The sequence below is a fragment of the Streptomyces sp. NPDC033845 genome (assembly GCF_055576225.1).
This window is the reverse complement of sequence record NZ_JBVIRI010000005.1, coordinates 335,164-356,633: the sequence shown is the minus strand read 5'-3', so window position 1 is coordinate 356,633 and position 21,470 is coordinate 335,164. Positions and strand designations below refer to the sequence as shown.

Here is a 21,470-nt window from a genome sequence, read left to right as displayed (position 1 = left end):
ACGGCCGTGGGCCACTACTGACCGGCCGGGAGGCGGAACATCGATCCTGCATGCGGGGCGCACCGGTGCACGGGCGGGGGCGCGCGTGGGGGCGGGGAGCCGGGGGTGGGTAACGACAAAGCGCACAGCGGAAGATTCCCCGGAATATCGCCGGAATTCTCCACACATCAGCCGGGAAGTGATCAAAGCAACGATCACCCGCGGCCTCAGGGGGTTTTTGATGGCAGCCAGGCCACTAGTCGCCCGCCAGCCGAACGAACGGCTGCAGGCGCTCATCCAGGAAGCCGGGTGTTCGAACGCCGGGCTCGCCCGGCGGGTCAACATGTGCGGGGCCGAACACGGCCTCGACCTCCGGTACGACAAGACCTCGGTGGCCCGTTGGCTGCGCGGCCAGCAGCCGCGCGGCCGGGCCCCGGGCATCATCGCGGAGGCGCTCGGCCGCAAACTCGGCCGGACCGTCACCATCGACGAGATCGGCATGGCCAACGGCAAGAACCTGGCCTCCGGGGTGGGGCTGCAGTTCTCCCCGACCGTGGTCGGGGCCATCGAGCAGGTCTGTGAGCTGTGGCGCAGCGACGTCGGACGGCGGGACTTCCTGGCCGGTTCGACGGTGGCGGCCTCGGCGCTGGTCGAGCCGAGCCGGGACTGGCTGATCACCGGCGCGGACGTGGCGGTGGCGCGGACCGGCGGGGCCCGGGTGGGCATGTCCGACGTGGAGGCGGTCCGGGCGACCACGGACGCCCTGGTCGACCTGGACCACCGGTTCGGCAGCGGGCACGTCCGGCCGGTGGTGGTCCACTACCTCAACAGCGTGGTGTCCGGGCTGATCGGCGGCTCGTACCGGGAGCCGGTGGGGCGGGCGCTGTTCGCGGCGGTGGCCCGGCTCACCGAACTGGCCGGCTACATGGCCGTGGACACCGGCCAGCCGGGGCTGGCCCAGCGGTACTACATCCAGGCGCTGCGGCTGGCGCAGGCCGCCGGGGACCGGGCGTACGGCGGCTATGTGCTGGCCGCCTCGATGAGCCACCTCGCGGCGGAGCTGGGCAATCCGCGGGAGATCGCCCAGCTGGCCCGGGCCGCCCAGGAGGGCACCCGGGGGCAGGCCACCCCGCGCGCGGAGGCGATGTTCTACGCGGCGGAGGCGCGCGGGCACGCGCTGCTGGGCGATGCCCGGGCCACCCAGGTGCTGGCCTCGCGGGCGATCGGGGCGCTGGAGCGGGCGGATCCGGAGTCGGGGGACGACCCGGTGTGGATCCGGCACTTCGACGCGGCCTATCTGGCGGACGAGCTGGCGCACTGCCACCGGGACCTGGGGCAGGCGGAGGCCGGGGCGCGGCGGGCGGAGGAGGCCCTGCGGCTGCTTCCGGAGACCAAGGCCCGGCGGCGGGCCATCGGGCTGCTGCTGCTGGCCTCGGCGCAGGTGCAGCAGCGGGAGGTGGAGCAGTCGTGCGCGACGGCGACCCGGGCGGTGGAGCTGCTGGGCACGATCCGTTCGAACCGCGGCGCGGAGTACGTGGCGGACTTCCGGTCCCGGCTGGCCCCGTTCCACGAGGAGCCGGCGGCCCGCGAGTTCACGGCCCGGCTGGCCCCGCAGCCGGTGTAGGCCGTCTCTTCCGGGTCCTGCCGGGCCCGCGCCCGGTGGATGCCCGGGCCCCGGGGGGCGAGTATCCGCCCCGCGGGGCCCGGGGCGGGGTGTACCGGGTAGCGTGACCCGACGGTTCCGTGGGTTCGAAAGGGTCGGAGGAGGGTTCCGGTGACGCAGAGCGGACAGGGCGGCTACCCGTACGAGGGTGGTCAGTGGGGCCCGCCGCCGCCCGCCGCCGACCCGTACGCGGACGCGGCGACCCAGTACATTCCGCCGGTGCCCGCCGATCCGTACGCGGACGACGCCACCCAGTACGTCCCCCCGGTGCCGGCCCAGTCGCACCACGAGGCGGCGACCCAGTACATTCCGCCGGTGCCGGCCCAGCCGCACCACGAGGCGGCGACCCAGTACATTCCGCCGGTCCCGGCCCAGCCGCACCACGAGGCGGCGACCCAGTACATCCCGCCGGTCCCGGCCCAGTCGCACCACGAGGCGGCCACGCAGTACATCCCGCCGGTGCCGGCCGGGCCGGACGATGTGCAGGGGCACACGCAGCAGTTGCCTCCGGTGCAGGAGCCGCTCCGGCAGCCGCCGCCCTCCCGCAGACGGGGGCGGCCCCCGCAGCAGCAGCCCCCGCACCAGCAGTCGCTGTACCGGCAGGATCCGCCGCCGCGACCGCAGTTCCCGAACCAGCACCAGCCCCAGCCCCAGCAGTACCCGAACCAGCAGCAGTTCGCGCCGTCCCCGCCGGCCGGTTACGAGGAGCCGCCGCAGGGCCGCCGGGTGTCCGGCGGGATCATCGCGGCCCTGGTGATCGCCCTGGCGGTGGCCGGCCTCGGGGTCGGCGCGATGCTGGGGGATTCCGGCAAGGCCCAGAACAACGATCCGGCGGCGGTGTCCTCGGTGCCCTCGCCCACCGGATCGGCCGCCACCACCGGGGAGGCGCCGGTGGACCCGGTGCGCACCCAGGCGGTGCAGCTGGACAAGCTGCTGGCGGACAGCAACGACAGCCGGACCTCGGTGATCCGTGCGGTCGACGACATCAAGGCCTGCCGGAACCTGGGTGGTGCGGCCGACGACCTGCGCGACGCGGCCCGGCAGCGGGACGGGCTGGTGACCCGGCTGGAGGAGGTGCGGATCGACCGGCTTCAGGACCACGAGCGGCTGTCGGCCGCGCTGACGAAGGCCTGGAAGGCCTCGGCCGCCGCGGACCGTTCGTACGCGGCCTGGGCCGAGGATCTGGAGGACGACGACAAGAGCCGCTGCAAGGGCGGCAAGGCTCCGGGCACCAAGGACGCGGCGGCCGGCAACCGGTCCAGCGGCGAGGCCAGCAAGGCCAAGCAGTCGGCCGCGACCATGTGGAACCGGATCGCCGGCAAGTACAAGCTCACCAAGCGGGACAAGACCCAGCTGTAGGGGTTCCGGCCGGGGCCCGGGCCGGGCCCCGGCCGGTCAGCCGTGGGTGGGGGCGGACTCCATGGCGGCGGTCACGTCCGCGGTGGCCTCGCCGGGCTGGGCGACCAGCCGGCCGGCCTTCACCACCTGGAAGGTGACCCGGCCGTTGATCAGCCGCGGGTATCCGGGCACCGCGCCCATGTCCCGGGACCGCCAGCGCAGGTCGGGGGTGAGTCCGCCGGTGCCGACCCCGTCGGAGCGGTCCAGGGTGCGGGCGAGCCGCCGGCCGGTGATCTTCTCGTCGCCGAGCCGCTTCACCATCTCGGTGAAGACCGTGTAGGCGATCCAGGTGGTCTGGGTGCCGACGTCGGACGGGTCCAGGGCGTCGTCCCCGAAGGCCTGCTCGGAGATCACCTGGCGCATCGGCTGCCACAGCGGGTCGCTGGCCACCGGGTACCAGCCGGTGACGAAGGCGCCCTCGAAGGGGCTGTCGGCGCCGCCGGTCCGGTCGATGAGGGCCTGGCCGAGGCTGCCCTGCACGGAGGAGATCTTCGGCCGCTTCTTGCCGCCGACCCGCCGGAAGTAGTCGAAGAAGGTCTCGGTGCGTTCGCCGAGCGCGGCCGTCACACAGCCCTTGTCCTTGCCGCGGGAGGCCACCGCGTAGGCCTCGCGGGCCTGCGGGGCGAAGTCGGCGGAGTCCTCGGCGGCCCGCAGGTCGGCGGCCTCCAGGGGGCGGGTGCCGGCCGCGGCGGGCCGCTGGGCGGCGAGTCCGGCGTTCAGCAGGATGGGCAGCGAGTCCCCGGCGAGGGTGTCGGGGCGGATCAGGGCGATCTGTTCGCAGTCGCGGGCGAGCTGGTGCCCGGCGCCGGTCAGCAGGGCCGGCTGGCCGCCGTTGACGGGGTAGGACAGGATGCTCTGGAACTCCTCCTGGGAGACTCCGAAGCCGCCGATGAAGGGGATGCCGGCGTTCTCCAGGGGGGCCATGAAGGCCCGCCCGTGCTGGCTGTAGGAGCCGACCACGGCGACCGCGTTCTCGGCGACGGCCTGCCGGGCGCAGTCGGCGGCGCCGGTGGCGGTGTTCTGTTCGTTGCAGGTGAGCACGCGCAGCTTGCGGCCGTCGATGCCGCCCTTGTCGTTGATCCAGCGTTCGTAGGCGCGGGCCATGGCGGGCATGCCGGCCATGTTGGTGGCCTTGGTGTCCTCGGGGGCCCAGGTCATCACGGTGAGGGTCTCCCTGGAGCCCCCTGTGTCTCCAGGGAGTACCCCGCACCCGGTGACGAGGGACGCTCCCACCGCGGTCGCGAGGAGGGAACGGGATATCGCGCTGCGTCGCCTCATGGTCATGACCACGCAGACTTCCGCCCCGCGGATAACTGAGGAGTGAGGTGTACACAACATTCGGTGACGTGGAGGTGAATTGCCGGGGCCGTGGATCACCTGGTGGGGCGGCCGCCCGGTGCGGGGGCCTTCAAGATCGCAACAGAAGGGAACGTACGATCGAAAGCGTGACATTCGTCGAAGGTTCGAAGAACTCTTCCCGCCGCGGCCGCCGCTCCTCCACCATGGGCGGCATGCCGCTCAACGACATGCCGTGGTGGCGCTGGCGCAGCAACGTGCGCTCGGCGCTGCACATGCTCTCCGACCCCGCCTTCCAGGAGGACACCTGGCTGGCCGGCGCCGAGGGCTACGGAGACGTGACCGACGCCGTCTACCGGCTGGTGGAGGACACCTGGCTGGACAGCTGGTCCGCCGAGAAGTACGTGGGCACGATCTTCCGGGACTCCCAGGAGGCCGCCCTCGTCGACCTCGCCGTGCTCCGGGTGCTGCGCATCCTGCACCAGGTCGGCCCGGACGCCCCGGTCAGCGCCTATCTGGAGCACCACGCCTGGCCCGAGGCGGTCCGGGCGGCCCGCGAGGCGCACGTCCGGCTGGCCGGGGCGGACGGCGAGGACCCCGAGGCCCGGCCGCGGTCGCTGGAAGTGCTCAGGATTCTGACGCGTTCGGCCTGAACGGTGTGAAAGGCTGTCGAGCCATGAGCGATCCGCACCCCGCCACCACGCGCCAGTACGTCCTGACCCTGTCCTGCCCGGACAAGCAGGGCATCGTGCACGCCGTGTCCAGCTATCTGTTCATGACCGGCTGCAACATCGAGGACAGCCAGCAGTACGGCGACCACGAGACCGGACTGTTCTTCATGCGCGTCCACTTCTCGGCGGACGAGCCGGTGACGGTGGAGAAGCTGCGGGCCAGCTTCGCCGCGATCGGCGACACCTTCCGGATGGACTGGCAGGTCCACCGCGCCGACGAGCGCATGCGGATCGTCCTGATGGTGTCGAAGTTCGGCCACTGCCTGAACGACCTGCTGTTCCGCTCCCGGATCGGCGCCCTGCCGGTGGAGATCGCCGCGGTGGTCTCCAACCACACCGACTTCGCCGAACTGGTCGACTCCTACGGGGTGCCGTTCCGCCACATCCCCGTCACCCGCGACACCAAGGCGGCGGCCGAGGCCGAGCTGCTGGAACTGGTCCGTGAGGAGAACGTGGAGCTGGTGGTCCTGGCCCGCTACATGCAGGTGCTGTCCGACACCCTGTGCAAGGAGCTCAGCGGCCGGATCATCAACATCCACCACTCCTTCCTGCCGAGCTTCAAGGGCGCCAAGCCCTACCACCAGGCGCATCTGCGCGGGGTCAAGCTGATCGGCGCCACCGCCCACTACGTGACCGCGGACCTGGACGAGGGCCCGATCATCGAGCAGGAGGTCGAGCGGGTGGGCCACCAGGTCACCCCCGACCAGCTGGTGGCGATCGGCCGGGACGTGGAGTGCCAGGCGCTGGCCCGTGCCGTGAAATGGCACAGCGAGCACCGCGTCCTGCTCAACGGCACCCGCACGGTCGTCTTCGCGTAGCGGCAGCGTGGCGGCACCCCCGGCACCCCGGCGCCAGGTCGGCTCGGGCCGCACCCGGCCGGGGACGCGTCAGAGGCGGCTCAGGGAGGCCGCGGCGAAGAGCACGTCACGGATGGCCTCCCGGTCGCCGTGCTGTCCCGCCGCGGCCTCCTCCGGGGAGATGTGGCCCGCGGCCAGCTGGCAGAACTCGATCCCGTCCAGGGCGATCTGCGCCACCGTGTGCTCCGGGGAGGTGGCCGCGGCCGGGGAGTCCAGCGCGATGTCCCAGGACCCGCCGCCGGAACCCTCGATCTCCAGGTGCAGGGTCCGCCCCGGCGAGCCGGCCGACACCAGCCGGCGCGGCGGCGAGGCCAGGCCGGACCGCCGCCGGCCGGCCAGCGCCCCGGGCAGCAGCCGGGCCGCCAGATCGATCATCCGGTGCAGATGCACCCCGGACGGCGGGTCGTACGGATAGTCCACCGCCTCCGCGATGTCCCAGGCGTGCACCCAGCACTCGAACGCCCGCTCCAGGAAGGCGTCCCCGAGGGGCAGCGAGAACTCCCCGTAGTCCACCGCGAGTTCCGCGACACCCCGGCCCGCGAAGGACACCGTCCGCACCAGGGTGTGGCCCTGCTCCCGCCACGGCTCGCGGACGCTACGGGTGATCGGGTGCGGGCCCGACTCCCAGAACCGCTCGGTCCGGGCGGTGGTGTCCACCGGCGCGTCCGGACCCAGCGGATCCTCCAGCCCCAGCGCGGTCGCGATCAGACCGTCCACGGTCAGCAGGTGCCCGATCACCCCGGCCACCGTGGTCCGGCGGGACTGCCGCCGCTCCTCGGCGAACCACTTCAGCCGGACCGGCGTGTGCCACTCGGCATCGCCGAAGTCCCGGAGCAGCGCGTCCAGCCGGGCGGCCTCCGTGTCGTACGGACTGGCCCACACCGGCACCGGGATCCGGGCCGGCCGCTTGCCCAGACAGCCCTCCAGCACCCGCGACCGCAGCAGCGGGTTCAGGTCCAGGGTCTCCTCCGGGTGCAGCAGGCCCACGGCGTCCCGCAGCCGCAGGGCCTCCTCGGCGCAGGGCGCGCACTCGGTCAGGTGCTCCTCGACGGCCCGGGTCTCCTCCGCCGAGCAGGCGGCCAGCGCCCACGCTCCGAGCAACGACTTCAGCACCTCGTGGCTGGGCGGCGGGGCGGCCGGCTGCGGGGCCGCGCCCGGCGGCAGGTCGTCGGCGGCACCGCGCGGGCCGGGGATCCGGGCGGGGAGCGGGAGTTCGTATCCGTGGTCGGCGGACTCGGCGGGGCCGTTCATCGCGGGTTTCCGTATCCGGGCGGGCCGTATCCGGGCTGGGTGGTGCCCTCGCGGGGCAGGGCGTTGGCGGTGGACAGCAGCTGGAGGCCCAGCCGCAGCCGGCGGCGGGCCTCGTCCTCGCTGATCTGGAGGTCGGCGGCGGCCTGCCGGTAGTCCCGGCGTTTGAAGTAGGCCAGTTCCAGTGCGGCCCGCAGCGGTGCGGGCATGGAGGTGACGATGTAGTCGGCGCGGGCGGCCGCGTTGGCGGTGCGGACCTTCTGCTCCAGCTCCTCCCGGGAGCCGCGGCCGAGTTCGGCCTGCCGGAGGCGGGCCACCGCCTGCCCCTGGGTGATCCGGGCCACCCAGGAACGCATGGACCCCTGCTTGGGGTCGTAGGCGTCCGGGTTCTCCCAGATGTATCCGAACACCTCGCGGGTGATCCGGTCGGCGGCCTGCTCGTCGCCGAGCACCCGGTGCGCCAGGCTGTGCACCAGCGAGGCGAACCGGTCGTACAACTCCCCGAGCGCGGCCGCCTCCCCGCGGGCGAGCCGCTGCTGCATCCGGCGGTCCCAGCGGGGTGGTGCGTCCTTCGCCATGGTGCGGCCCCCAGCCCTTGTCGCCCTCGTCCGGGCCCGTCCGGCCCTCGTCGACCTTCCCGGTTCTTCCGAATGTAGTGTCACCCGGCCGTTCCGCACCCGTTTCGGCCAACCTCGCACGACGGAGGGGACCTCCGTGATAGGGGGCGCGCGGGTGTCCTCCGGTGACGCGCCCCGCCGCGCTCCTCGTGCGCGGGTTCGATGCGGCCACCTCCTTGACCGCTTCGCTTAACGCGCAGGCCACCGAGGCCGTACGCTCCTGCCTGTCTTGACTTGAACTGCACCCCACCGCACACGTGAAGGCGGATCCCGAACATGGACAGCGCAGAGTACGAGCGCAAGATCGCGGCCCGATTCGCCGTCTTCGACCAGGACGGCAACGGCTACATCGACCGCGAGGACTTCAGCAAGGCCGCGAAGGAGGTGATGGCCGAATTCGGTGTGACCGCGCGGTCCGACAAGGGGCAGGCGCTGATCCACGGTGCCGAGGCGTTCTGGCAGGGCATGGCCGGGATCGCGGACGTGGACGGGGACCAGCGGGTCACCCGCGAGGAGTTCATCACGGGTGCGGCCAAGCGGCTCCAGGACAGCCCCGAACGGTTCGCCGGGATCGGCCAGCAGTTCCTGCACGCGGTGATCGCGGCCGCCGACGAGGACGGCGCGGGGGTCACCCCGCCGGCCGCGGCCCGGGTGCTGCGGGCGCTGGGCACCGTCCCGGAGATCGCGGAGGCGGTGGCGGCGGGGCTGGACGCCGACCGGGACGGCAGGATCTCGGAGACCGAGATCCTGGCCGCCTTCGCCGGCTACTGCGGGGTCCAGGCCCCGGACGCGGACGGGGACCCGGGCGCGGGCGCCTGACCGGTCGGGGACCGGTCAGCCCGAGGGCTTCTGCGCGGGCGCGGGCGTCCGGCTCGGGCTCGGGTCCGGGCTCGGCGCGTTGGGCTGTGCGGCCGGCGGGATGCCCCAGACATGGGCCGGGGTGACGATCTCGGTGATCGCCCGGCCCAGATAGGTGCTGAGGCTGCCGGTGCTGCCGTCCACATCGGAGTTGATCAGCAGCACCAGGGTGGCCCCGGCGGACGGCAGCCGGACCGCGAGGGTCTCGTAGCCCGGCAGGTCGCCGTTGTGGCCCAGCCAGCCGTTGACCTCGGCGATGCCCAGACCGTACGAGACGTCCTTGTGCCCGGTCGGCCGGACCGCCAGCCGCTGGGCCTGGGTCGCGGGCTCCAGCATCGGCCTGCCGTCCGGCAGCCGCCCGCTGACCAGGGTCGGCACCCAGACGCGCAGGTCCTCCAGATCGGAGATCATCGCCCCGGCCGCCCAGGCCCACGAGGGGTTCCAGCGGGAGGTGTCGACGATCTTCCCGTCGGGGGAGAAGTCGCTGTAGCCGTGGGCGTAGGGGGAGCGGATGGCGCTGTCGGTGGGCAGGTTGGTGTCCTTCAGCCCGGCCGGCTCCAGCACCTCGTCCCGGAGGTAGTCGGTCAGGCTGCTGCCGCTGACCTTCTCGATCAGCAGACCCAGCAGGATGATGTTGGTGTTGCTGTACTCCCACTTGGCGCCCGGGGCGAACTGCGCGGGATGCGCGAAGGCGACGTCCAGCAGCTGGCGGGGGGTCCAGGTGCGCTGCGGGTCGGCCCGCATCTCGTCCAGCAGCTCGGGATCGGCGGTGTAGTCGTAGAGCCCGCTGCGCATCCCGGCGAGCTGCCGCAGGGTGATCTTCTCGCCGCCGGGGACCCCGTCCACGTAGCGTGAGATGGGATCGTCGAGACCGACCCGGCCCTGGTCGACCAGCCGGAGCAGCCCGGTCACGGTGAACGTCTTGGTGACGCTGCCGATCCGGGAGAACATGTCGGTCTTCATCGGGGTGCCGTTGCTCTTGTCGGCGGTGCCGAAGGCGCGGACGTAGTCGCCGCGGCCGTCGATCCACAGGCCGACGTCGACCCCCGGGATGGCGGCCCTCCGCATGGCCTGGGTGATCGCGGAGTCGAGCCGCTGCACGGTCCCCGGATCGAGCTCGGCGGCCGGAAGGCGTACGGCCGCCCGCGCGGCGGACTGCGGGGACGCGACGGATGCCTGCGCCGTACCGGTGGCGGAGGCGGTGCCGGACACGGTGAGCAGCAGGGTGGCGGCGGCACACGCGGGCAGCGCCCGCAATCGCGATCTGCGCATGGCGATCACCTCTGACACACCGGTCCCGTCCCCGAGCCAGTTCATCCAGCCTACGGCCGGGCGGCCGGAATCCGCTTGGTGACCTCGGCCCAGACCGTCTTGCCGACCTGTCGGGCGGACACGCCCGTACGGTCGGCCAGGGCGTGGACGATATGCAGCCCGTACCCGTCCTCCTCCTGGCCCTGGAGGCGGGCCGGCCGCATCCGGGGCACGCGCTCGGCGCGGGCGTCGGAGACCTCCACCCGGATGGCCGGGCCCAGGTCCCGCAGGCCGAGCTGGAAGTCCCGGCCGCGGACCCCGTGGCACACGGCGTTGGCGACCAGCTCGGCGATGACCTGCGCCACCCGGTCGGAGTCCTCGCTCCCCGGCGGACAACCCCACCGGGCCAGTTCGAGCACCCCGAGGTGCCGAGACAGCCGCGCCCCGCGCGGGGTGCCGCTGAACTGCTGCCGCCAGTTCCGGGCGTCGCCGCCGGGGTCGGTGCCCCCGTGCTCGTTCGAAGGAATTCCCGTTCGGGGCATTGCCCGCTCCTCTGCGTAGCCGGTCCACTACTGGGGCGGCTCAGCGTGGCGGGACGGTAGGGGACCGTGCAACGTGTCGAAGCTGGGCGGAAGGTTGGTGCCAGAGCGTTGAACATCAAGGATCTGAACCCGGAGAGCTCTCCGCAGGCCGCGTTCGGGGCGAATCTGCGCAGCTCGCGCGAGGCGCGCGGGTGGCGGCAGGAGGAGCTGGGCGTGCGGATGGACTACTCCGGCACCCATATCTCGGCGGTGGAAACCGGCCGCAAGATGCCAACCTTGCGCTTCGCGCGCAGGGCGGACCGGGCCTTCGGCACCGGGGACGCGTTCGAACGCGAATGGCGCGAGATCCGCAACGGCAGCCTGCTGGAGGGCTTCCCGGAGTACGTCTCCCACGAGTCCCGGGCGGCGGAGATCCGGCTGTACGAGGTGGGGGTGGTACCGGGGCTGCTCCAGACCCCGGAGTACGCGGAAGTGCTCGCGGCCAGTGTGGTCAAGCGCGGCGCGATCTCGCGGGAGCAGGCGGACGAACGGGTCTCCCTGGTCGCCGAACGGCAAGCCGCGCTCGACCGGGTGTCCCGCCCGCTGATCTTCGTGGTCCTGGACGAGAGCTGCCTTCTTCGGCCCGTGGGCGGACCGTCGGTCATGGACGCCCAGCTGGCACGGCTGGAGGAGTTCGCCGAGCTGCCGAACACCGTGCTCCAGATCGCCCCGTTCAGCATGGGCGAGGGACGGCCATTCACCCTGCCGGTCACGCTGATAACCCTGGCGGACCGCTCGTTGATGTCCTACGCCGAGTCCGCCCAGCGGGGCTACCTTGAGCGTGAAAGCACAGCTGTGCTGCCGTTGTTGACGGCCTATCATCAACTTCAGGCCGAAGCGCTCTCTCAAGCCGCATCAGTGGCGATGATCAGCACGTTACGAAAGGGCACGCCGTAATGACCACGACCGAATCCCCCCGCTGGTTCACCTCTTCGTACAGCGAGAACGGCGGCCAGTGTGTCGAGGTCGCGGCCAACCTCGTCGCCTCCAGCGGCCTGGTGCCCGTCCGGGACTCCAAGAACCCCGGCGGCCCCGTCCTGGACTTCGCCGCAGGGGCGTTTACCGCGTTCGTGGCGGGCATCAAGGCTGCCGAGTAGGGGTAGCACTCGTGCAGTTGCCATCTGCGAGAGGACGCCCCGTGACGACCGAATCCCCCCGCTGGTTCACCTCTTCCTACAGCGACAACGGCGGCGCCTGCGTCGAGGTGGCCACCAACCTCGCGGCCGCGCGCGGCGTGGTGCCCGTCCGGGACTCGAAGGTCCCGGACGGGCCGGTGCTGGGCTTCGGCGCCCCGGCGTTCGCCGTGTTCGTCGCGGCGCTCTAGAGGAGCGTCTTGAAGGCGGCGTAGCCGGTGGCGAACCGGGTTCCGGGGGCGAGCAGGGCGGTGCCGGTGACCGGCGGGCTGTAGAGGAGCTCTCCGGCCGTGTTGCGGGTGACGACGCCGGCCGGCTTGCCGCCGGCGCCGTCGATGTCCATGACGGTGAACGCGCTGCGGTTCTTCGCCCAGCCGTCGGCGGACGCGCGGGCCCGCGGCTTGACGGTGCCGGTGCGCACCCCGTCGTAGCGGAAGACGGTGCCGTTGGCGTCCACGGCGAGGAGTTCGCCGATGCCGTCACCGGTGAGGTCTCCGGCGCCGACGACGGTCTTGTACAGCTTCCAGTTCTTCTGGATGAGGACCCGGGCCTTGAAGGCGCCCTTGCCGTCCTGGGCGTAGAGGTAGATGTCCCCGGTGGTCGTCTGGCGGGCGATCAGGTCGGCGAGGCCGTCACCGGTGAGGTCGCCGGGTGAGGTGAGGACGTCGTACTGGCCCCAGCCCGGGCCGATCGCCTTCGTGCGGGCGGCCACCACCCGGCCCGGCTGGGCGAACTGGACCGAGAGCACGCCCTTGGCGTCCCGGACCAGGCGCTCGTTCACCCGGTCGGCGTTCATGTCGCCGAAGGGCACGAACAGTGCCTTCGGGTCCCAGCCGGTCACCATGTACGGGCTGGTGACCGGGTACCGGTCGATGCCCCTGCCCAGCAGGAAGCCGAGCTTGCTGTCCTTGTCCAGGAAGGTGATGTCGGCCTGGCCGTCGTCCGAGACCATGTCCCGGGGAACGGCTTTGCCCGTCACCGCGAGCGTGCCGTTCCGGGTGAGGGCCGGGCCCTGGCCGTCGGCCGGGTTCGCGGTCAGCGTCCAGGTGTGTTCGCCGTTGGGGACGTTCCAGCCGGCCGTGTCCGTGCCGTCCCACACCGGGCCGAAGGCGCCGTTCGTCGGGCCGCCGGTGAAGGTGCGCACCACCGTGCCGGTGGCCTTCCGCCGCACCGTCAGCGTCCAGGAGGCGGCCGGCTTCGACAGCCAGAACCGGGGCTCCCAGGTCTTCTTGGCGCTCAGGTCGGCGGTGGTGGGGGCCTCGGAGTCCGGGATCGTGAGGTCCGCGGCGCCCGATCCGACGGGGAGCACGTGCAGGGCGGACCCGGTGTCGGTCCAGGCGACGCGGGCGGACTGCCGGTCCACCGTCCAGCCCTGGCCGTAGACGGGGTCGGCGGGCTTGGGGAGTTCGCGGACGGTGCCGCCGGCCTTGAGGTCGACGGACTTCAGGGAACCGCCCGATTCCAGTACGAGGAATCCGCTGCCGAGGACGGCGAGGGTGTGCGCGGGGAGCTTGGTGTTCTTCTTGGTGCCGGTGTCGTAGACCCCGGATTCCTTCTCGCACTTCCAGTACAGCGAGCTTCCGTAGGCCTGGAGTTCCTGGATGTCGCAGCCGGACACCTTGTCGGTGCGCAGCGGGGCGCCGCTGGTGACGTTGACGGCTTCGACGGTGCCCGCCGTGCGGGTTTCCCGCCACAGTGCCGATCCGGAGAGGGCGAAGTCCCCGCCGGGCACCGGATGGCTGCCGACGATCTTTTCCCGCAGGCGGTCGAGGACGTCGATCTGGTTGAGGGGGGTCTGCCTGCGCAGGGCCACGTACCGGCCGGAGGCCTGTGCGGTGCCGGCGACGTAGTCCCGATAGCCCGCGCCCGGGACGATCTCATCGGGGTACCAGCCGGATCCGAAGGGGGCGATCTGTTCCGGGTTGACCTCGCTGTCGATCACGATGCCGCCGTCCCCGGTGGCGATCAGTTCGGCGCAGCCGCTGCGGCCGGGGGCGGGCTCGCGCCCACAGAGGTCGAAGGGCCTCTGGTACTCGCCCTGCGGATCGGGCCCGGGCACCGTGAAGAGGGCCTGCCAGTTGCCGGGCCTGGGCGTGCCGGATGATCCCACCGGGTACCGGCTGACGACACCGTGCCGGGGCCAGCCGTCGACGGTGGTGATCTCGCCGTTCTGCATGGCCAGCCGTTCGATCCGCTGGTCGCGGTTGGGGCCGGGGACGTCGCCGAGGGCCTGGACGACGGCTTTGCCGTCGGGGCCGGGGACCACCGCGTGGACGTTCACGGTGCCGTCGGCCGGCTGGCCGACGAAGATCAGCGGGCGGCCGTCGGTGTCGGTGGTGGTGCGGGTGACGGTGCCCGTGGGGGGCTCGAACAGCGGGCGGTAGCTGCCGTCGGGGGAGCGCGCGGCCAGACCGCTGCCGGGCGCGGTGCTCGTGAGCACCAGCTCCTGGCCGATCACGGAGACGGGCACGGCGTCACTGCGCCACTGGCCTTCGAAGTGGAGGGTCGGCTTCTCGGACGGTTCGGCGGTCAGGTCCCAGGCGTCGAACCCGTCGATGTACCACTGGTCCCGGTCCTCGTAGACGAGTTCGTGGATGGCGACCGACCAGCGGTTGCGGCCGGTCGCTCCGTCGGTGTCGACGGGTACCTGGCGGCCGGTCGCCGTGGCGAGGTCCAGCCAGTAGGAGGTGGGCTTCCCGGTGTGGTCGAAGAGCAGGAGGCCCGTCTCCAGCGAGGCGGACGCGCCGAGCCTCCCGGTCGTCGGCAGGCCGGTGACCGGGCGCTCGGTCTGCCGCCCGTCCTCCCAGGCCAGCAGGGCCCAGCCGGTCGCGGACCGGGTGAGCACGGTGGTGCCGATCACCGAGTGGAAGCTCTGCCCCTGGGGGAGGTTCAGGGCACGGGTGGTGCCGTCCTTCAGGTCGAGGTACTCGACCCGGTCCGTGTGGTCCGGGAACTGGTGGACCAGGGTGTCGCCGGCCAGGCCGAGTGCGGTGCCCACCTTGTCCGCGGGCAGGTGGACGCCCTGGGGCCGGCCGTAGGGCAGCCAGTCGTAGCCTCCGCGGGCGGCCGGTGCCGCCCGCAGCAGGCCGGTGGTGTTCGCGAAGCGGATGTCCACGCCGGCCGGGTTGGCGAGCTTGCGCGCGGGAATGACGAGTTCGCCGGGCAGGGCGGCGGCTGCGGAGGCCGCGGCCGCGGATGGCACGACGGCCGGCTGGACCGCTGTCGCAACGGCCGCCAGGACGGCGAGCGCTGCTGTGGTGTATCGCATGGAATCCCCCGTGATCATGGAGTTTGCCCGCCGGAGGCGAACGAGTCGCTCGGCGGCACACGGGGTCAGACCCACGGGCCGGGGGAATGGATGTACGCCGGGAGGAACTAGCTTCCGTCGGCGTACTGTTCGCGGAGTTTGTACTTGAGGACCTTGCGGAGGGTCTCGTTGCGGGGGAGGGCCTCCGTGAGTTCCAGCTGTTCGGGGAGCTTGTGGGTGGCGAGGCCCTCGGCGCGGAGCCAGGCGGTGAGGGTGGGCAGGGTGAGGGGGTCGGCGCCGGGGGGCTGTTCGACGACGGCGCAGACGCGTTCGCCGCGTTCGGGGTCGGGCAGGCCGATGACGGCGACGTCGGCGACTCCGGGGAGGCGGTGGAGGAGGTCCTCGATCTCCTTGGCGGAGATGTTCTCGCCCTTGCGGATGATGACGTCCTTGCTGCGGCCGGTGAGGACCAGATAGCCGTCCGCGGTGAGGTGGCCGAGGTCGCCGGTGATCAGGTAGCCGTCCTCGTCGAAGACGGTGGCGCTCTGGGCGGGGTCGAGGTAGCCCTGGCAGACGGCCTCGCCGCGCAGCCGGACCTCCCCGTCGGTGTCCGGGGGCAGGGGTTTGCCCTCGGGGTCGGTGATGCGGATGGACATGCCGGCCGGGGGGCGGCCCTCGGTGGTGGCGAGCCGGTCCGGGGGGTCGGCCGGTGAGCCCATGGTGATCATGGGGACCTCGGTCATGCCGTAGCCGTGGGTGAGGGCGCAGCCCAGTTCGCGGACCACGGCGTGGTAGATCTCCGGGGGTTTGGGGGCGCCGCCGCCGGCCAGCAGCCGCAGGGTGGGGATGAGCGGGCGGCCGGGGTCCTTGCGCTGTTCGGCGAGGAACATGGAGTAGAAGGCGGTGGAGCCGCCGGCCAGGGTGACCCGGTGGCGGCGGTAGCCGCCCAGGGCCTCGGGCAGGGCGAACTTCTCGAAGAGCACGGCCGGTATCCCGTACAGCAGCAGCATGATCAGGTAGTCGGGGCCGCCGATGTGGGCGTAGGGGAAGGCGATGGAGCCGATGTCGGTGGGTTCCAGGCGGAGGGCGTGGGCCAGGCAGGAGCCGCCGGCGATCAGGGAGCGGTCGGTGTGCAGGACCCCTTTGGGGTCGGAGGTGGTGCCGGAGGTCCAGTAGATCCAGCGGACCCCGGTGCCTTCGGCCGGAGGCGGCGGCAGTACGGCCGGGTCGCCTTCGGGGAGGTCCGCGTACGCCTCGAAGACGCCGCGGGCGCCGAGGCGTTCGGCCATGGCGGTGTGGTCGTACCCGCGCCAGGTGCCCGGTACGGCGAAGAACTCGGCGCCGGACTCGCGGAGCGCGAAGCCGGTCTCGCGGTCCCGGTAGAAGGGGATCACCGGGGTCTGGACGGCGCCGATGCGGGCCAGGGCGAGGGAGAGCAGCACGGTCTCCGGGCGGGTGGGCAGCTGCCAGGCGACCACGGTGCCGGGGCGGACGCCCAGGGCGTGCAGGCCGGCGGCGACCCGCTCGGCGCGGTCGTGGAGGGCGCCGAAGGTGAGGGTGCGGCCGGTGTCGGCCTCGATGAGCGCGGGGGCGTGCGGGGTGAGTGCGGCGCGGTCGGCGACCAGGGCCCACAGGGTGGGGGCCCGGCCCAGGATCTCGGCCGTGCGGGTCGGTTCCGTCATGTGCGGCCTCCACTTGCTGACGTTCCGTCAGATCTGGCCGAGAGCGTAGGGGTCGGACGCTTGTCGGTCCAGGGGTGGCGGGGCTAGCTTGTTTCTGACGATCCATCAGATTGGTTGCTGCGGCAGGGGAGACGGCCATGGAGAAGGAATTGCCTCGGATCATCAGCGTCGACGACCACGTGATCGAACCGGCCCACCTCTTCGACGTGTGGCTGCCCGCCAAGTACCGGGACCGCGGCCCCAAGCCCCTCACCGCCGGGATCGGCGAACTCGCCTACACCGGCGGCAAGTACGTCATCACCATGGACCCGGACGGCCCGCCGACCGACTGGTGGATCTACGAGGACCTCAAGTTCCCGTACAAGCGGAACATCGCCGCCGTCGGCTTCGACCGCGACGACATGACCCTGGAGGGCATCACCCGCGCCGAGATGCGGCGCGGCTGCTGGGACCCCAAGGCCCGGCTCGCCGACATGGACCTCAACCACGTCGAGGCCTCCCTCTGCTTCCCCACCTTCCCCCGCTTCTGCGGCCAGACCTTCGCCGAGGCGCGCGACAAGGAGGTCGCCCTGGCCTGCGTGCGCGCCTACAACGACTGGATGGTCGAGGAGTGGTGCGGGGACAGCGGCGGCCGGCTCATCCCGCTCTGCATCATCCCGCTCTGGGACATCGACCTCGCGGTCGCCGAGATCCGCCGCAACGCCGCCCGCGGGGTCCGCGCCGTCACCTTCTCCGAGATCCCTACCCACCTGGGCCTGCCCTCGATCCACTCCGGCTACTGGGACCCCTTCTTCGCCGTCTGCCAGGAGACCGGCACCGTCGTCAACATGCACATCGGCTCCAGCTCCCAGATGCCCGCCGCCTCCCCCGACGCCCCGCCCGCCGTCCAGGCCTCGCTCAGCTTCAACAACGCCATGGCCTCGATGATGGACTTCCTCTTCAGCGGGGTCCTGGTGAAGTTCCCGACCCTCAAACTCGCCTACAGCGAAGGCCAGATGGGCTGGATCCCGTACGCCCTGGAGCGCGCCGACGACGTCTGGCAGGAGCACCGGGCCTGGGGCGGGGTCCGCGACCTGATCCCCGAGCCGCCGTCCACCTACTACTACCGGCAGATCTTCTGCTGCTTCTTCCGCGACAAGCACGGCATCGCCTCGCTCGACGTGGTCGGCCGCGACAACGCCACCTTCGAGACCGACTACCCGCACGTGGACTCGACCTTCCCGCACACCAAGGAGGTCGCCCTCGACCACGTCAAGGGACTCGACGACGAGACCGTCCACAAGCTGATGCGCGGCAACGCCATCCGGATGCTCGGCCTGGACCTGGTCTGACCCATGGACCTCACCTACACGGCCGAGGAGGAGGAGTTCCGGGCCCGGCTGCGCCGGTGGCTGGCCAAGGTCCTCCCCGAACTGCCCGCCAAGCCGTCCCCCGACGACTGGCCCGGCCGCCGTGCCTACGACCTCGGCTGGCAGCACCGGCTGTACGAGGCCGGGTACGCGGGACTGCACTGGCCGGTGGCCGCGGGCGGCCGCGGCGCCACCCCCACCCAGCACCTGATCTTCCTGGAGGAGACCGAGCGCGCCGGGGCCCCCTACGTCGGCGCCAACTTCGTCGGACTCCTGCACGCCGGCCCGACCATCGCCGCCGAGGGCACACCGGAACAGCGGGCCCGCTGGCTGCCGCCCGTGCTGCGCGGCGAGGAGGTGTGGTGCCAGGGCTTCAGCGAGCCGGGCGCCGGCTCCGACCTGGCCTCCCTGCGCACGCGCGCGGTCCGCGACGGCGACGACTACGTCATCAGCGGATCGAAGATCTGGACCTCGCACGCGGAGGTCGCCGAATGGTGCGAACTCCTCGTCCGCACCGACCCCGCGGCGCCCAAGCACCGGGGCATCAGCTGGCTGGCCATGCCGATGGACGCCCCCGGGGTCACCGTCCGGCCGCTGCGCACCCTCGCCGGCTCCACCGAGTTCGCCGAGATGTTCCTCGACGAGGTGCGGGTGCCGGTGGCCAACCGGGTGGGCGAGGAGAACGACGGCTGGCGGGTCACCATGGTCACCCTCTCCTTCGAACGCGGCACCGCCTTCGTGGGCGAGGTGGTCGCCTGCCGGCGGGTCCTCGGCGAGCTCGCCCGGGCGGCCCGCGCCAACGGCCGCTGGGACGACCCGGTGCTGCGCCGCAGGCTGGGCCGGCTGTACGCCGAGTTCGGCGCGCTGTGGCGGCTCACCCAGTGGAACGTGAGCGCGGCCGCGCGCTCCGGCGGGGTGCCCGGGGTGGGCGGCTCGGTGTTCAAGCTCCGCTACTCGCACGCCCGCCAGGAGCTCTACGACACGGCGGCGGAGGTGCTGGGCGCCGCCTCGCTGACCCTGACGGACGGCGGGACCGGGACCGGGGCCGGGTGGACCCTCGACCGGCTGTCCTCGCTCTCGTACACGATCGCGGCCGGCACCTCGCAGATCCAGCGGAACATCGTCGCCGAGCGGATCCTCGGCCTACCGAAGGGCCGGTGAGGGAGGCCGTGGACTTCCAGCTGACCGAGGACCAGCGGGCCCTGCGGGCGGGCGTACGGGAACTGCTCGCCGGGCGGTACGGGCGCGAGGCGCTCCGCGCCGCGGTGGACGCCGCCGAGGACGGCCGGCCGGTGGTGGACCGGGAGGTGTGGCGGGAGCTGGGCGAGGCCGGGTTCTTCGCCCTCCGGCTGCCGGAGGCGGCGGGCGGGGTGGGGCTGGGCCTGCCGGAGGCGGTCCTGGTCTTCGAGGAGGCCGGCCGGGCCCTGCTGCCTGGCCCTCTGGTGGCCACCTGGCTGGCGGCCGGGTCGGTGCCGGGGGCGGCCGAGGGGCGGACCCTGGTCACGGCCCACGACCTGGCGGACGGGCTGGTGCCGTACCTGGCGGAGTCCGACGCGGTCCTGGGGGCCGGGCCGACGGCGGAAGCCGGGGCGGCGGCGGGCACCGGGGCCGGGCCGGCGGCGGGGGACCGGGTGGTCCCGGTGGACCCGCTCACCCCGCTGGGCCGGGCGGCCGGCCCGGAGCCCGCACCGCCCGGGGCGGAGCGGGCGGCCGAGGGCGCGCTGCTGACCGCCGCCCTCCAGCTGGGCAGCGCGCTGCGGACGGTCGAGCTGGCCGTGGAGTACGCGGGCACCCGGGAGCAGTTCGGCCAGCCGATCGGGGGATTCCAGGCGGTCAAACACCTGTGCGCGGAGATGCTGGTGCGGGCCGAGCTGGCCCGTACGGCGGTCTACGCGGCCGCGGTCACCGGATCCCCCGGCGAGGCGGCGGCCGCCAAGCTGCTCGCCGACGAGGCCGCCGTGCGCAACGCCCGGGACTGCCTCCAGGTCCACGGAGGCATGGGTTTCACCTGGGAGGCGGACGTCCACCTGCATCTCAAGCGGGCCTGGGTGCGGGCCGAGCAGTGGCTGACGGCGGCCTGGGCCGAGGAGCTGCTCGCGGCGGAACTTCTGGTAACGGGTGGGACAGGAGAGGACGCACGTCCGATTACAGAGAGTTGATATCTCTTTGTGTCCTTCGCCGGACTCATTACGTACCGGAGTCGGGCGGCCACTCCGGTACGCTCCCGACAATGCGAGCGGTTGAGCGGCGCGAGCGCCGCACAGTATGCACCACGCCTACTCCTTCGCGCTGGAATATGCCCGAAGCGCTTGTCGCGGTGACTGTATGTCAACCAAGCTGCTCCGCAAGGGGGTCACGTTCCGTGATCCCGTCGTCCTTTCGCGAGGCGAAGTGTCCGCCGGTTCGGATGGTGTGAGCGGTGCAGGTGCTTCAGGTTCAGCTGGAAGTAGGACCCGATCCCGCCGAGGTCGGCCGGGCGCGCCGGTGGGCGCGCTCCCGGCTGGCCGGATCCGGCATAGGGGACGACGAGCCGCTCGCCGAGACGCTGCTGCTGCTGATCTCCGAACTGGTCACCAACGCGGTGGTGCACACCGGCTGCCCGGCCGTGCTGCGGATGCTGTTGGGCGGTCCCGGGGTCCGGGTGGAGGTCGCCGACGCCAGCGCCCGCCCGCCCACCCCGCGGCACGCCTCCGGCGAGGACACCGGCGGCCGCGGCCTGGAACTCGTCGACGGTCTCGCGGACCGCTGGGGCTGGCAGCCCGAGGGTGCCGGGAAACGCATCTGGTGCGAGATCGACCGGGCCGGCCGGGGGGCCGAGCCGGCCCCTGATGCCCCGGAAGAACCCGGTGGAAACTTTGCCCGGGGACGGGAACCGCGCGTGTACCTCTAACGAGGTGTTGACGGTTCGTCACGCGTTGATCACCCTGGTGTGAGCGATTCGACGCGAGGGGACGCCAAGGTTCAGCCTTGGCGAGTGCGGGTCGTGGGGTGGCGGCTCGCCGTGCCGCGCTCGGGGCGTACACGAATGTGCGCCGCCACCCTCAACGCTCCCCGCCCCTCGACGCCGCCGGGCGGCGGCGGTGGTTCAGGACGGTTCGGCGGGGCGGCCCTCGCCCGCCATGAACCGCCAGACCAGGGCGTGCCCGAGGACGATCAGGGTGATCAGCATCAGCGCCTCGGCCTGGATCGGCCGCAGACCGGTGCCGCGCACGAGTTCGGGGAACGAGCCGACCACCGCGATCAGGGCGTACAGCACGGCCGCCGCGGCCTGCTGCCAGATCAGCGGGCGGTCGCCGCGCGCCCCGGACAGCAGCCGGACCGTGCAGAAGCAGCCGATCACGGCGAGGACGATGAAGGCGCCGCGCCAGATCTGCGGCTGCTCGGTCCCGCCGACCTGGGCGAACAGCCCCATCAGGGCCGGCAGCAGGAAGGAGAGGTAGATCCCGCCGACGGTCCGCCGGAGCCGGGAGTCGCGCATCCACTCCGGATGGCCCTGCACCACGTTCCACCACAGGCCGACCAGGGTGAAGCAGGTGGCGGAGAACAGGGCGTAGAAGGTGCTGACATCCATGCCTGCCGA

20 protein-coding genes are annotated in these 21,470 nt (G+C 72.5%); 12 read left to right on the top strand and 8 right to left on the bottom strand.

Annotation, left to right across the window (positions count from 1 at the left end):
• The first annotated feature begins 220 nt into the window (after positions 1–220).
• A complete protein-coding gene (locus ACZ50K_RS13915) occupies positions 221–1,603 on the top strand; it encodes a transcriptional regulator (protein ID WP_468901957.1) in 1,383 nt (460 codons plus the stop codon).
• A gap of 150 nt (positions 1,604–1,753) precedes the next feature.
• The gene (locus ACZ50K_RS13910; RefSeq protein WP_468901954.1) at positions 1,754–3,001 is read left to right on the top strand and encodes a hypothetical protein; all 1,248 of its coding nucleotides are present in this window, start codon (positions 1,754–1,756) and stop codon (positions 2,999–3,001) included.
• A 36-nt stretch (positions 3,002–3,037) separates the two neighbouring features.
• Here ACZ50K_RS13910 and ACZ50K_RS13905 read toward each other — a convergent pair whose 3' ends face one another.
• A complete protein-coding gene (locus tag ACZ50K_RS13905; RefSeq protein ID WP_468901952.1) occupies positions 3,038–4,324 on the bottom strand; it encodes an ABC transporter substrate-binding protein in 1,287 nt (428 codons plus the stop codon).
• 218 nt (positions 4,325–4,542) lie between these two features.
• Between ACZ50K_RS13905 and ACZ50K_RS13900 the strand changes: the two genes are divergently transcribed.
• Positions 4,543–4,989, top strand: coding sequence for an SCO4402 family protein (locus tag ACZ50K_RS13900; RefSeq protein WP_468902437.1), 447 nt, complete (start codon positions 4,543–4,545; stop codon positions 4,987–4,989).
• 23 nt (positions 4,990–5,012) lie between these two features.
• Entirely contained in the window at positions 5,013–5,885 is an 873-nt protein-coding gene (gene purU / locus ACZ50K_RS13895) for a formyltetrahydrofolate deformylase (protein WP_468901950.1), read from the top strand.
• 69 nt (positions 5,886–5,954) lie between these two features.
• Here purU and ACZ50K_RS13890 read toward each other — a convergent pair whose 3' ends face one another.
• Both ACZ50K_RS13890 and ACZ50K_RS13885 read right to left on the bottom strand, forming a co-directional pair.
• Positions 5,955–7,175 (bottom strand): maleylpyruvate isomerase N-terminal domain-containing protein, encoded by a 1,221-nt coding sequence (locus tag ACZ50K_RS13890; protein ID WP_468901947.1) that lies wholly within the window; start codon positions 7,173–7,175, stop codon positions 5,955–5,957.
• Complete coding sequence (locus tag ACZ50K_RS13885) at positions 7,172–7,750, bottom strand: sigma-70 family RNA polymerase sigma factor (protein ID WP_468901944.1); 579 nt, start codon at positions 7,748–7,750, stop codon at positions 7,172–7,174. The genes ACZ50K_RS13890 and ACZ50K_RS13885 overlap by 4 nt, the downstream gene beginning before the upstream one ends.
• Before the next feature lie 315 nt (positions 7,751–8,065).
• Here ACZ50K_RS13885 and ACZ50K_RS13880 point away from each other — a divergent pair, with 315 nt between their 5' ends.
• A complete protein-coding gene (locus ACZ50K_RS13880) occupies positions 8,066–8,608 on the top strand; it encodes an EF-hand domain-containing protein (RefSeq protein ID WP_468901941.1) in 543 nt (180 codons plus the stop codon).
• A gap of 15 nt (positions 8,609–8,623) precedes the next feature.
• Here ACZ50K_RS13880 and ACZ50K_RS13875 read toward each other — a convergent pair whose 3' ends face one another.
• Positions 8,624–9,919, bottom strand: coding sequence for a serine hydrolase domain-containing protein (locus ACZ50K_RS13875; RefSeq protein ID WP_468901940.1), 1,296 nt, complete (start codon positions 9,917–9,919; stop codon positions 8,624–8,626).
• Between the two features lie 50 nt (positions 9,920–9,969).
• A complete protein-coding gene (locus tag ACZ50K_RS13870; protein WP_468901938.1) occupies positions 9,970–10,440 on the bottom strand; it encodes an ATP-binding protein in 471 nt (156 codons plus the stop codon).
• Between the two features lie 108 nt (positions 10,441–10,548).
• Between ACZ50K_RS13870 and ACZ50K_RS13865 the strand changes: the two genes are divergently transcribed.
• Genes ACZ50K_RS13865 through ACZ50K_RS13855 form a run of 3 tightly spaced genes read left to right on the top strand, consistent with a single transcriptional unit; the run spans position 10,549 to position 11,803 of the window.
• Positions 10,549–11,376 carry a helix-turn-helix domain-containing protein gene (locus ACZ50K_RS13865; protein WP_468901935.1) on the top strand — a complete coding sequence of 276 codons (828 nt, stop codon included), beginning with the start codon at positions 10,549–10,551 and terminating at the stop codon, positions 11,374–11,376.
• Positions 11,376–11,576: a DUF397 domain-containing protein gene (locus ACZ50K_RS13860; RefSeq protein WP_468901932.1), complete on the top strand. Its 201-nt coding sequence runs from the start codon at positions 11,376–11,378 to the stop codon at positions 11,574–11,576. Before ACZ50K_RS13865 ends, ACZ50K_RS13860 begins: the two co-directional genes overlap by 1 nt.
• 41 nt (positions 11,577–11,617) lie before the next feature.
• Entirely contained in the window at positions 11,618–11,803 is a 186-nt protein-coding gene (locus ACZ50K_RS13855) for a DUF397 domain-containing protein (RefSeq protein WP_468901930.1), read from the top strand.
• Here ACZ50K_RS13855 and ACZ50K_RS13850 read toward each other — a convergent pair.
• Positions 11,800–14,880, bottom strand: a complete 3,081-nt coding sequence (locus tag ACZ50K_RS13850; protein WP_468901927.1) for an FG-GAP-like repeat-containing protein — start codon at positions 14,878–14,880, stop codon at positions 11,800–11,802. The genes ACZ50K_RS13855 and ACZ50K_RS13850 overlap by 4 nt on opposite strands.
• Before the next feature lie 107 nt (positions 14,881–14,987).
• Positions 14,988–16,541, bottom strand: coding sequence for a class I adenylate-forming enzyme family protein (locus ACZ50K_RS13845; RefSeq protein WP_468901925.1), 1,554 nt, complete (start codon positions 16,539–16,541; stop codon positions 14,988–14,990).
• Positions 16,542–16,678: 137 nt separating this feature from the next.
• On the opposite strand from ACZ50K_RS13845, the gene ACZ50K_RS13840 reads away from it, so the two are divergent.
• The 4 genes from ACZ50K_RS13840 to ACZ50K_RS13825 all read left to right on the top strand — a co-directional run bounded on the left by ACZ50K_RS13840 (position 16,679) and on the right by ACZ50K_RS13825 (position 20,780).
• The gene (locus ACZ50K_RS13840) at positions 16,679–17,872 is read left to right on the top strand and encodes an amidohydrolase family protein (RefSeq protein ID WP_468901922.1); all 1,194 of its coding nucleotides are present in this window, start codon (positions 16,679–16,681) and stop codon (positions 17,870–17,872) included.
• Positions 17,873–17,875: 3 nt separating this feature from the next.
• A complete protein-coding gene (locus ACZ50K_RS13835) occupies positions 17,876–19,051 on the top strand; it encodes an acyl-CoA dehydrogenase (RefSeq protein ID WP_468901920.1) in 1,176 nt (391 codons plus the stop codon).
• 8 nt (positions 19,052–19,059) lie between these two features.
• Positions 19,060–20,049 carry an acyl-CoA dehydrogenase family protein gene (locus tag ACZ50K_RS13830; RefSeq protein ID WP_468902435.1) on the top strand — a complete coding sequence of 330 codons (990 nt, stop codon included), beginning with the start codon at positions 19,060–19,062 and terminating at the stop codon, positions 20,047–20,049.
• A gap of 260 nt (positions 20,050–20,309) precedes the next feature.
• The gene (locus ACZ50K_RS13825; protein ID WP_468901917.1) at positions 20,310–20,780 is read left to right on the top strand and encodes an ATP-binding protein; all 471 of its coding nucleotides are present in this window, start codon (positions 20,310–20,312) and stop codon (positions 20,778–20,780) included.
• A 195-nt stretch (positions 20,781–20,975) separates the two neighbouring features.
• Here the strand turns inward: ACZ50K_RS13825 and ACZ50K_RS13820 are convergent, their stop codons facing one another.
• Entirely contained in the window at positions 20,976–21,461 is a 486-nt protein-coding gene (locus ACZ50K_RS13820) for a hypothetical protein (RefSeq protein ID WP_468901914.1), read from the bottom strand.
• Positions 21,462–21,470: the final 9 nt, after the last annotated feature.

Excerpts from the sequence above, each read along its gene's own strand:
- ACZ50K_RS13915 (WP_468901957.1), top strand. The coding sequence starts at position 221 with ATGGCAGCCAGGCCACTAGTCGCCCGCCAGCCGAACGAACGGCTGCAG.
- ACZ50K_RS13905 (WP_468901952.1), bottom strand. The coding sequence starts at position 4,324 with ATGACCATGAGGCGACGCAGCGCGATATCCCGTTCCCTCCTCGCGACC.
- ACZ50K_RS13900 (WP_468902437.1), top strand. The coding sequence starts at position 4,543 with ATGGGCGGCATGCCGCTCAACGACATGCCGTGGTGGCGCTGGCGCAGC.
- purU (WP_468901950.1), top strand. The coding sequence starts at position 5,013 with ATGAGCGATCCGCACCCCGCCACCACGCGCCAGTACGTCCTGACCCTG.
- ACZ50K_RS13890 (WP_468901947.1), bottom strand. The coding sequence starts at position 7,175 with ATGAACGGCCCCGCCGAGTCCGCCGACCACGGATACGAACTCCCGCTC.
- ACZ50K_RS13885 (WP_468901944.1), bottom strand. The coding sequence starts at position 7,750 with ATGGCGAAGGACGCACCACCCCGCTGGGACCGCCGGATGCAGCAGCGG.
- ACZ50K_RS13880 (WP_468901941.1), top strand. The coding sequence starts at position 8,066 with ATGGACAGCGCAGAGTACGAGCGCAAGATCGCGGCCCGATTCGCCGTC.
- ACZ50K_RS13875 (WP_468901940.1), bottom strand. The coding sequence starts at position 9,919 with ATGCGCAGATCGCGATTGCGGGCGCTGCCCGCGTGTGCCGCCGCCACC.
- ACZ50K_RS13870 (WP_468901938.1), bottom strand. The coding sequence starts at position 10,440 with ATGCCCCGAACGGGAATTCCTTCGAACGAGCACGGGGGCACCGACCCC.
- ACZ50K_RS13860 (WP_468901932.1), top strand. The coding sequence starts at position 11,376 with ATGACCACGACCGAATCCCCCCGCTGGTTCACCTCTTCGTACAGCGAG.
- ACZ50K_RS13850 (WP_468901927.1), bottom strand. The coding sequence starts at position 14,880 with ATGCGATACACCACAGCAGCGCTCGCCGTCCTGGCGGCCGTTGCGACA.
- ACZ50K_RS13845 (WP_468901925.1), bottom strand. The coding sequence starts at position 16,541 with ATGACGGAACCGACCCGCACGGCCGAGATCCTGGGCCGGGCCCCCACC.
- ACZ50K_RS13840 (WP_468901922.1), top strand. The coding sequence starts at position 16,679 with ATGGAGAAGGAATTGCCTCGGATCATCAGCGTCGACGACCACGTGATC.
- ACZ50K_RS13835 (WP_468901920.1), top strand. The coding sequence starts at position 17,876 with ATGGACCTCACCTACACGGCCGAGGAGGAGGAGTTCCGGGCCCGGCTG.
- ACZ50K_RS13820 (WP_468901914.1), bottom strand. The coding sequence starts at position 21,461 with ATGGATGTCAGCACCTTCTACGCCCTGTTCTCCGCCACCTGCTTCACC.